4 protein-coding genes are annotated in these 11,593 nt (G+C 35.8%); all 4 read right to left on the bottom strand.

The features are described 5' to 3' along the window. Nucleotides 1-157: 157 nt before the first annotated feature. Nucleotides 158-2,776 carry a leucine-rich repeat domain-containing protein gene (locus tag ACY2RS_RS02080; protein WP_490096936.1) on the bottom strand — a complete coding sequence of 873 codons (2,619 nt, stop codon included), beginning with the start codon at nucleotides 2,774-2,776 and terminating at the stop codon, nucleotides 158-160. 352 nt (nucleotides 2,777-3,128) lie between these two features. Further along, the gene (locus ACY2RS_RS02085) at nucleotides 3,129-4,790 is read right to left on the bottom strand and encodes a hypothetical protein (protein WP_490096937.1); all 1,662 of its coding nucleotides are present in this window, start codon (nucleotides 4,788-4,790) and stop codon (nucleotides 3,129-3,131) included. Nucleotides 4,791-4,934: 144 nt separating this feature from the next. After that, nucleotides 4,935-5,294, bottom strand: a complete 360-nt coding sequence (locus ACY2RS_RS02090; protein WP_490096938.1) for a hypothetical protein — start codon at nucleotides 5,292-5,294, stop codon at nucleotides 4,935-4,937. A gap of 143 nt (nucleotides 5,295-5,437) precedes the next feature. Next, nucleotides 5,438-11,167 carry a leucine-rich repeat protein gene (locus ACY2RS_RS02095; RefSeq protein WP_490096939.1) on the bottom strand — a complete coding sequence of 1,910 codons (5,730 nt, stop codon included), beginning with the start codon at nucleotides 11,165-11,167 and terminating at the stop codon, nucleotides 5,438-5,440. Between the last annotated feature and the right edge of the window lie 426 nt (nucleotides 11,168-11,593).

The following is an 11,593-nucleotide window of genomic DNA, read 5'->3' on the forward strand; positions in this document are numbered from 1 at the left end:
ACCTAGGACACACTTTAGTCGATCACTATAACAAAAACGAAAAATGCTAGCACAAAACCGACGTCTTAGCGATTAGGTTGCACTAGCATTTTTCGTTTTTATTATAGTACCAAGAGAATTTGCTTGTTACAATTTCTCTATAATAGTGCATGTGTTATTACCCCCTCCCAAGATTAGGAATCACAATATCTGATAAATCTTGGTTTTGTATTTGTCCGTTCATATCTGTATCTACACCCAAATAACCAGAGGTTCCCAATACATTAATCAATACAGATATATCATCGTTTTGTATTTGCGTGTTTCCATCAGCATCACCAGCAAAAATTGCGAATGAGCCATTTAATACTACTGTTACTACATCTGCACCACCTTGAATGAGACTGGCATCTGTAGTGAGATCTAATAGTTCTGAAGTTGATGATAGCGCCACAGGAGTTGCAGTTACTATCCCTATATGGTTTCGGTGACTTATTTTTATAAAATAACTACCTTCATCCACCGTAAACGTTATTTGTGAACTCCCATCGGTACCCACCACATCGCCATCACGTTGAAGCAATCCAGAAGTACTTGCTACCACTTGCGTTTGGTCTGCTGCATCACGTAACTCAATAAATACCCAATCTACGATGGCATCTGCGCCTGTAGCATCAAAGACAGAGGGATCTACAGTCGTGCCATCGCCGTAGGGAGAGATTGAAGGTAAGAGGCCACTTTCGCGCAAGCTATCACGCATTAAATCTTCTTCTCCTGCAATAGGATTTAAACTGGCGCCTTGTAAGAATACTTTTGGAGCCACCGTAATATTAATTGGTATCTCGTTTATAGAATTAAAACCTGTCCAACCTGCATTGATATATGCTTGTGTCGTGCCTTCTGGAATGAATAAATCGATATTACTTCTATTTCCTGTAAATGTGTTTGTTTGAATAGACGCAGGTATATTGCCAACTGCCGTTATTGTAGCTAAAGGATTAGCTCCAAAGGCACTTTCGCCTATGGACAATACAGTATTTGGAAAAATGAGATCCGATAAGTTGTTAAATCTAAAGGCTCTTTGACCAATGGTTTCTAGACCTTTAGGGAATTCAATCGTAGCAAGTCCATTATCATCAAAAGCAAAATCTCCGATACTTCTTATACTACTAGGTAAGCTTACACTTGCAAGCTCTGCATTTTGAAAAGCACTCTCAGCTACGTGTATTAGTGTATAATCAATACCATTAACAGTAACTACTTCTGACAAAACCAAATCTGTAGAGATTGATGAACCCCCTATAACTTCAACTTCATTGGGTGCTAATAAAGTTACTGTATAGGATAATCCGTTGACTTCAAAATCTTCGCCTACTAAAAATGTCCCAATACTATTTACAGAATTAAAGCCTGTCCAAGTGGCATCTATATGAGCTTGTTCTGTGCCTTCTGGAATAAACAAATCAGTATTACTTCTATTTCCAAAAGAATTGCCTTGTATCACAGGTGGCACTAAAGCTTCTGAGGTAATCCGATTTATAGGATTAGCATCAAATGCTTCTGCACCTATTGTTGTTAGATTTGCTGGTAAGGTAAGTTCTGTTATATTGTTATCCTCAAAAGCAACCCCTTGAATTTCGGTGACTGTATTAGGAATAGCAATGTTTTCAATTTCATTTCTTTCAAAAGAGCGAAAATCAATGCGTTGTAGGCCTTCGGGTAGTGTTACATTTACTAAATCATTATTACCAAAGGCACGTTGAGAAATCTGCGTAACACTATTTGGTATGACAACCTCTGTCAACGCATTGAATCTAAATGCCGCGCCTCCGATGATTCTTAAAGTCATTGGAAATGTAACACTAGTGATACCTTCGTTTTCAAAAGCACTCGCACCAATACTAACAACACTAAATACTATGTCTTGAATGGTAACAGATTCTGGTATCATTAAATTAGCAGGTATAGATGTGCCTCCAGTAATAGTGACCTCGTTAGGTACTAAAGCTGTAATTGTATAATTCAATCCAGCTACAGTAAATGAATTTCCAATTTCTAAAGGGATTTCTCCGTTTATTGTAGCAAAACCAGTCCAACCATTATCAATATAATCACTTTCTGTACCAAGAGGTACGGTTAAATTTATATTAGCTCTAATACCGAAAAAAGGATCATCACTACCTCCTTGAATACTTGGAGGTGTGGTATTTAAAACGATTACTTCTGTTAATGGGTTACTTCTAAAACAACTTACATCTAGTGCATTTACGTTTGCGGGAATAGTTACTGTAGTTAATTCATTATTTCGAAAAGCGTTTTCATTTATGGTTGTTATATTTTCAGATATAGTAAGATTCGAAACGTTATTTGCTTCAAACACTCCATTACCTAGCGTAGTGACGCTATTTGGGATAACCAGATTTTCAATTTGATTCAAACGGAAAGCTCTAAAACTTATACTTGTTAAGTTTTCTGGTAGTACCAGTGAAGAAATTAAGTTATTTTGAAACGACCTTGCTCTTATTTCTCGCAATGTACTTGGAAATTGTACACTTGTTAAATTGGTATTTTCAAAAGCATTATTTGAAACAATGACCAATGTATAATTTTCACCTTCGAAGGAAACTATTTCTGGCAACACCAAATCTGTTGGTATAGCTGTACCACCCGTCACGCGCACTTCATTCGGGTTTATAGAAGTCACTACATAATCAAGACCATCAACGGTAAAGGTTTGTGCTAATGAAGTTGTGATACCAAAAAATAAAAAACATATAATCGTAATTCTTGTTTTCATCATCATTGAGTTTTTAGTCTAGTCAAAATTTTCAGGGAATTATTTTGTGAAATACTTTTTCACAAAACCCAATAAATAGCGCTAGAATTCTTCAATTCAAAATTAGGTGCAAAAACAATTTATTACCTAGAAAACAAGGGCCTCAAATAAGCCTCGTTTGTTTTAATTAATTGACATTATGTGTTTTATGAATTTAAAAAAGAGATAATTGTTGGTGTGAAGACGAATAATTAGGGTTAAAGCGGAAGATCTTGCTGTTTTTTTTTTGACTTCTGTTTTATTCAGGCTAAGGCGAATATAAAACGTCACAATCCACTCTTATTGCGAGGAGCGTATGCAATATAAAATAAGATTAGTTATACTGTTCAATATGGGGTATAATATCTGCTTCAGGTTCGATAGCCAATTTCTTACGGATTCGATATCGTTTTGATTTTACTGAAGAAAGTGTGGTGTTAAGCAACTTCGTGATCTCATTCGTGGTTAATCCTATCTTTATTAAACATAATAGTTGCTTTTCATTGGTGTTTAGTTTAGGAAACTTCTGATCTAGCAAAATTTTAAACTCCATCTCAACTTCATCCAAATAAGATTGTAAGCTCAACGTATCTTTTTGTGCCGATTTTTCAGACAGTAGCGAAACAGATAAGGAACGTAAGGCCATTTTTCGTTCACGCTCATTCTCAAAAGTGATAATTTCCTTGATATCATCTAATGTTTTATTCAATACTTCTTCGGTAATGGAATTTTCAATAACAACTTTTTTAAGTTCATTTTCTCTATTCGCTAAAGCGAGTTCTGATTTTATTTTTTCTGTTTCTTTAAGGGCTACTTCTTTTTTTGCCAGTGCTACTTTTTGTTTTTTATCCTTTATTAAAAAATACACAGTGAGCAATCCTAATAGCAGTACTACAAATAGTAAGATAAAGTACAGTCGTTTTTTGGATTCTTGTGATTGTAATTCTAACGCGGCAAGTTCCTTTTCTTTCTCGAATTGGTAATTGAGATCTAATGCTGTAAATCGTTTTACTTCATCGATATTGGTTAACGAATCAGAATAAATTTTGTACTGTTGGTGTGCTAAAAAAGCTTCTTCAAATTGCTTTGATTGTGCACTTATATAATATTTCCATCTATAATTATCCTTTAATCTACTTTTATCATTCTGTTTTTTAGAATAGAAAATGGCACTATCTATAGCTATTAGTGCATTATCATAATCTTTAAGGGCCGAATACGAACTTGCCAAATTATTGTATATAGAGCTAATATTTAAATGATTAGAGGGGTCAATAATTTTGAGATTATCTTTTTGAATCGCGATTGCTTTGTCATATTCTTCTCCATAAATGTAGGAGGTACCAATGTTTGCATTGGCTCGGACAATTCCAAGTGTTGTGGGATTATACCTTTTAGCTTGTGTAAAGAAATATCGTGCAGAGTCTAGTTTTCGATAGCTGTTATAAATATGGCCTAATTTGGTATAGGAAAATGCAAGGTCTTTAGGCTTCCCTTTTTTTAGTTGAAGCGCTATGGCTTTCCTAAAATACTTTTCCGCATTTATGGTATCATCCTTTCTTTGATAGATTGTACCTCTTCCGGTATAGGCCTTCCCTAAACCTATAGTATCCTTAATTTTTTGACAAAAATCAATCGTTTTTTGTTGATATTTTAAAGCGTCGACTAAATCACCTCTAATGATCCCACAATTAGCAAGACTTTGTAGAATTTCGACTTTTAATTTTTGAAATCTAAAATCACTGTAGGTAGTTTGATCTGCGATTTTTTTGGCCTTTAGAATAGTATTACAACCTAGGTCTATATCGTAGGTATACACTTCATCAGACAAATTAAGGAGCAATTGCACCTTAGTAGAATCTAGGGTTGCAGTTTCGATCTGATCTCTAAGTGCTTTAACAATGCTGTCTTTTGCTGATTTTTGACCAAACATAAAGAAGTGAGAAAAGCAAAGTAAAAGCGAAATCAAAACTTTAAATATCAAATTTCTATTCATACCTACTTTTTAAAATGAGCCTTAATAATTGATACTATCGTTAGGGCTCGATTCTTAATTGAGCCTCAAAAATAGGTTATTACTAGGCTTAATGTATGTATAAAATGTAAAACGAGGCCTAATTGAGGCCTCGTTTTATTCAATTTACTTTCCTTTTCCAAGGTTAGGAATCACAATATCTGATAAATCTTGGTTTTGTATTTGCGTGTTTCCATCACTATCTCCGGCAAAAATGCCAAACGAGCCGTTTACTAACACCGTGAGTGCTTCTGTACCACCTTGAATGAGACTGGCATCTTTAGTGAGATCTAATAGTTCCGAAGTTGATGATAGCGCCACAGGAGTTGTAGTTACTATCCCTATATGGTTACGGTGGCTAATTTTCACAAAATAGTTACCTGCATCTACGATAAACGTTATTTGTGAACTTCCATCGGCATCACCTACGATCATTGCAAAGGTGCCATTCACTTCGGTGAGGACGTGGTTGGTCCCGGCGTCCAAAGCGGTATCTTACCTTTACTTTGTGTGACAACTTCTAAAAGTACACATAGTAAATATGTGTAGTGAGAAATAGTATGTCATAAACATAAAAAAGCCCTAACTATTTTAATAGCTAGGACTTCTTACCTTTATATAGCTTACAACTACTTGATAAACTTTTTAACTACTATTGGCGCATCTACAAACTGCATATGTACCATATACAGCCCTGGTAATAAATGACCCACTGAGACAATCTCGTTTGTACCGCGTGCCACTTCTTCTCCAGAAACACTATAGATCGTGTATTGCTCTAATCTAGCTTCTGTAGTGATAATGCTTAACATCTTATCTGCTGAAATAGCTAAAACGACCTCGTTGTTTGTACTACGACCCAGTGCAGCTCCATCACTCGAAACCCCAGTTTGATCCTGTTCATTTGAAAGTGTTATAATATTTACATTGTTAAGATTTGTTGGTTCTATCTCGGTAACAGATCTAAAGCCTGTCCACGCTGCTGCTTCATAAACTTCTGAAGTGCCAAAAGGAATAAACAAATCTGTTTGGTCTCGATCTCCAAAACTATCAAATTCTATACTCGCAGGATTTAAGGATAAAGAAGTTAGTTCGCTTAAAGGATTTTTAGCAAAGGACTCTCTGCCTATAGAAACTACACTTTCTGGAATAATTAGGGTCTCAATATTATTAGCACCAAAGGCCCTATCTCCAATATTTAAAACGTTTTCTGAAATACGTACCCTATTGATATTACTATCTATAAAAGCTTCTTCTGCAACAGAGGTCACGGTAAATTGATTCTCGTTAGGGTCTAGCACTGTATTTGGCATATTGATATCTTGTATAAACTCTGCAAAACCAATTATTGCAACAGTATTAGGACTTACTCCTGTTACTTCGTATCTAAAATTTCCGAAGTCAAAGATATCTCCTATTACAATTTGGTTTTCATTAATGTTTGCAAATCCTGTCCAATCGGCAGCAAGATACGCTTCTAGTCTTCCACTAGGAATCGTTAAATCTATCACACTTCTATTGCCAAAACTATCATTTGTTCCTGTAACAATTGTCGCCGGGTCAATACCTGTGGCAATTACTTGGGTTAATGGGTTGTCGGCAAAGGCCTCAAATCGAATTATGCTTACACTATTTCCTAGTGTTACACTGTTTATTTGATTACTGGTAAAACTAATAGCGCCTATATCTATAACACTATCTGGAATGGTAACACTTGTAAGATTGTTGCCAAAAAAAGCGGCTTTACCAATAGAAGTAAGATTATTGCTTAATGATATGGCTACTAAATCATTGTTTTCAAAAGCCAATTCGCCTATTTTAATAATGCTATTTGGAAGTACAGCACTTATGAGTTGTCTTTCTTGAAATGCACCTTCTCCAATAGATGTTACTGCAAACTCAGTATCACTATCAACTACGCCGCTTGGTATTACAATGTCTTGAATAAAGGATGTTAAACCAATTACAGCAACCTCATTAGGACTCAAACTTGTGATTCTGTATAAAAAATCTCCAGACTCAAACGTATCGCCTACAGCAATCGAACCATCATCGATACTATTAAAATCTGTCCATTCTGCTGCTAGATATACCTGTGTGGTCCCTTCTGGAATAAACAAATCTATAGCGCCTCTATCATCAAAAGCATTATCTGGTAAGTTGGCAGGGTTTACACTCAATGATGTGACTGTTGTGATATCTGGATTACCTTCAAAAACTCGAGCCCCTATAGTAGTGACCGATGTACCAAAAGAAACAGTAGTTGTAGGATTAAAAGCAAAAACTTGATCTCCAAGAACAGTAACAGTATCTGGTATTATAATACTTTCTAATAAATTATTAGCAAATGCAGCTCTCTTTATAGTGGTTACAGAAGCCCCTATCTCAATACTAGACAACGCATTGGTATTAAAAGAAAATTCTCCTATAGTGGTTATAGAATTAGGAATTATAGCACTCGTTAATCCGTCCTGAAGAAAAGCATTATCACCTACTGATGTTACTGTAAATGAAGTATCGCTAGCATCTACTACCTCACTAGGGATCTCTATAGCAGTAATTGCACTTACCAAATCGACCACAGCAACCTCATTAGGCGCTAAACTTGTGATCTCATATAGAAAGTCTCCTGCTTCAAACGTATCTCCCACAGCAACTTCACCATCAGTGATACTTGCAAAACCAGTCCAATCTGCGTCTAGATAATCTTGCACTAAACCTGTAGGTACCGTTAAGTCTATCACACTACGATCTCCAAAACTATCTCCGGATCCAGTAACAATACTAGCTGGTATGGTGCCTTGAGCAATAACTGCTGTCAATGGGTTATTATTAAAAGCTAAAAAATCAATCGTTGTAACACTATCAGGTATAGTAACACTCGTTAACTCATTATTTGCAAATGCAGTATTACCAATGATCGTTACACCATTTGGAATACTTACACTGGTTAACTCATTATTAGCAAACGTAAACTGTTCTATAACAGTAATATTGTTTGAGATAACAACGGTGGCTAATTGATTGTCTGTAAAAGCAAGACCTCCAAGACTCGTTACACTGTTAGGTATAGCAACATTAGTTAATTGATTATTTGAAAAAGCACCTGATCCTATAGTAGTCAAACCATCAGATAGAGTAATGCTCGTTAATTGATTTGCACTAAAAGCAGATTGACCAATACTTGTTACACTAGTAGGGATAGAAACACTCCCTAATAGGTTATTGGTAAAAGCAGAACCTTCAATAGTTATAACACTATTAGGAATGACAACACCCGGTAATTCATTATTTTCAAAAACAGCAAATTCGATACTCGTAAGACTCTCAGATAGAACAATACTCGTTAAGTCATTATCCTTAAAAGCAGATTGACCAATACTTGTAACACTATTTGGAATAACAACACTGGTTAAAGCATTTGTGAAAAATGCCAAAGCACCAATACTAGTCACACTAGCAGGAATAGTAACACTTGTTAAGCTTTTTGCCAAAAAAGCATTATCCCCTACAGAAGTTACACTAAAAGAATCATCACCACTAGGTTCAACTGCAATATTTGGGATAACGATATCGGTAATTGGGTTCACTAAATCGACCACAGCGACCTCATTAGGACCTACACTCGTTACTTCAAATAGAAAATCTCCAGAGGCAAAAGTATCTCCAATAGCAATACCATCTTCTGTAATACTCGCGAATCCTGTCCAATCTGCGTCTAGATAGTCTTGTGCTAAACCAGAGGGTACTATTAAATCTATCACACTACGATCTCCAAAGGTGTCTTCTCCACCAGTTGTAATACTTGCAGGAACTAATCCCTCTGAAATCACCTCTGTTAATGGATTAAGTCTAAAAGCACTGAACCCAATACTTGTAACACTATTAGGAATAGTAACACTGTTTAAATTATTGCTAAAAAAAGCTCCATTACCAATAGAAGTAACACTATTAGGAATGACAACACTCTGTAATTGATTATTTCTAAAAACAGCTCTGCCAATAGAAGTAATACTATTAGGGATAGTAACACTTGTTAATTCATTAAATGCAAAAGCACTATCACCAATACTTGTAACACTATCAGGGATAGTAACACTCGTTAACTCATTAGTTTCAAAAGCAGCATTTCCAATAGAAGTAACACTATTTGGTATACTAACACTGGTCAAATTATTGAAGCCAAAAGCGAATCCATCTATAACGGTAACACTATTCGGAATGACAACACTCTCTATATCATTGTTAAAAAAAGCTCCCGGTCCTATAGACGTTACAGAAAATGAATTATCACCACTAGGTTCAACTGCAATATTTGGTATAACGATATCGGTAATTGGGTTCACTAAATCGATCACCGCCACTTCATTAGGCTCTACACTCGTCACTTCAAATAGAAAATCTCCAGAGGTAAAAGTATCTCCAATAGCAATATCATCTTCTGTAATACTCGCAAAATTTATCCAGTCTGCGTCTAGATAGTCTTGTGTTAATCCATTAGGTACCGTTAAGTCTATCACACTACGATCTCCAAAGCTGTCCTCTTCTCCACCAGTTGTAATACTTGCAGGAACTGTCCCTTCTGCAGTAATAGAAATTAATGGGTTGTTGAAAAATACACCAGGACCAATACTCGTGACACTACTAGGGATCACAACACTAGTTAATGCATTAAATCCAAAAGCTAAACGTTCAATACTTGTCACACTATTAGGGATAGTAACACTTGTTAATTCATTAAATCCAAAAGCTAAATCTTCAATACTTGTAACACTATCAGGAATGACAACACTAGTTAATGTATTAGAATGAAAAGCGCTTTGACCAATTGTTGTCACACTATCAGGGATAGTAACACTCGTTAACTCATTGACTTCAAAAGCAGCTCTTCCAATAGAAGTAACACTATTCGGAATGATAACACTCTCTATACCATTGTTAAAAAAAGCTGCAAATCCTATAGACGTTACAGAAAATGAATTATCACCATCATCTAACACAATACTTGGTATCTCTATATCTTTATTGGCACTTATTAAATCGAAGACCTTAACCGTATTAGGGTTTGCACTCGTTACTTCAAATAGCAAATCTCCTGAAGCAAACCTGTCTCCAACAGCAAAAACATCTTCAGAAATACTAGCAAAACCTGACCAGCCTGCATTCAAGTAAGCTTGTATAGTTCCTATAGGTACAAATAAATCTATTGTATTACGATTACTAAACGAACTACCTGCTATACTTGGAGGGGTCGTATTAAAAGATGTGACTTCTGTTATAGGGTTGTTTTCAAACGCTTGTATTCCTACAGTATTTACGTTGGCCGGCAAAAGGACCTCTGTGAGTTGATTGTCTCTAAAGGCGTTGTTATCTACTTTGGTGGTAGTACTAGGAAGGTGAATACTGCTCAATTGATTAAACTGAAATGATTGCTTTCTTATGATGGTAATTCCTTCAGGTAAGAAAACGCTCGTTATATCATTCGTACTAAAGGCCCCAAAACCTGTTGTTGTTAACGTATTTGGTAATACGACACTTGCTAAATTTTTATTGGTCAGGGCATTGTTTGCAATAGCAGTGACTGTAAATTCTTCAGCATTAATAGTAACCGTATCTGGTATCACCAAATTGCCCGTTGTTAGACCACCTATAACTGCTACCTCATTGGGATTGGTCGCGGTTATTTCATAAATCAAATCCCCCACTATAATACCCGAAGTAATACTAGCAAAACCTGTCCAACCTGCATCTTCATAAGCGGCTGTAGTTCCTAGAGGCACTACTAAATCTATCGTATTACGATTACTAAACGAACTACCCGCTATACTTGGTGGCGTAGTATTTTCTGAAATGACCGTCTCTATATTGTTGTCTTTAAAAGCAAATAGCCCGATAGATGTTACACCCGATGGAATAGTAATTTCGCTAAGCTGATTATCTCGTAAAGCATTATTAGCTATCGTAGTTAACCCCGAAGGAAGATCAATACTAGTCAATGCATTTGATGAAAAAACTTGCTTGGATAACACTGTAAGACCTTCTGGAAGAACAACAGCACTGATATTATTATTTGAAAAACTTGCGCGACCAATACTGGTGACACTATTGGGAATCACCACACTGGTAAGCCCATTATTTTTAAAAGCTTCGCTACCAATGGCAGTCACACTAAATTCTAAATCAACAACATTTACTGTTTCTGGTATCACCAGATCGCCAGTGATTGTACCGCCTACAACTGTTACCTCGTTGGGATTGGCATTAGTAACGTCGTACGTGAGTCCGTCTTTATCAAAGGTTTGTGTGTAGCCTGTGGCTATACACAAAAACAACAAAACATGGAATAATTTAAATTTCATAATAAAAAGTTTTAAGAAGGGTTTATAAATACTGTATGATTATCATCAGCTTTAGTTGGATATTTTTCGTTTGTGCTATTTTCTTTTTTTTAAGGCTATTTTATATGCTGTAATGCTACGCTTTCGCGAAATCGAACTTGTGAGATTCACGACCAGCGGGAGAGCGTAGCGTTAAAGTGTACTTAGAACATTTATAATTCATAGCTCCCGCTAGATACTGAAACGAGTTCAGCAAACAGCGTTTCATTACTCAAACTGCTGCACTGTACCAGATTTTACTAGCACCAATAATTGTATATCTAAATTCAATACAAAGCCATTTATATTGGTATCTAAGGTTTAACAACTTCTTTCATATTTCCGAAGCATAGCGTATTAAATCAAATTATTTCTTCCTTCGGAAATTTTAAACTTAAATACCGTAGC

The organism is Patiriisocius sp. 208BN25-11 (assembly GCF_058147145.1).

Bases quoted from the DNA above. Each gene is read 5' to 3' on its own strand.
- ACY2RS_RS02080 (WP_490096936.1), bottom strand. From the start codon at position 2,776: ATGAAAACAAGAATTACGATTATATGTTTTTTATTTTTTGGTATCACA.
- ACY2RS_RS02085 (WP_490096937.1), bottom strand. From the start codon at position 4,790: ATGAATAGAAATTTGATATTTAAAGTTTTGATTTCGCTTTTACTTTGC.
- ACY2RS_RS02095 (WP_490096939.1), bottom strand. From the start codon at position 11,167: ATGAAATTTAAATTATTCCATGTTTTGTTGTTTTTGTGTATAGCCACA.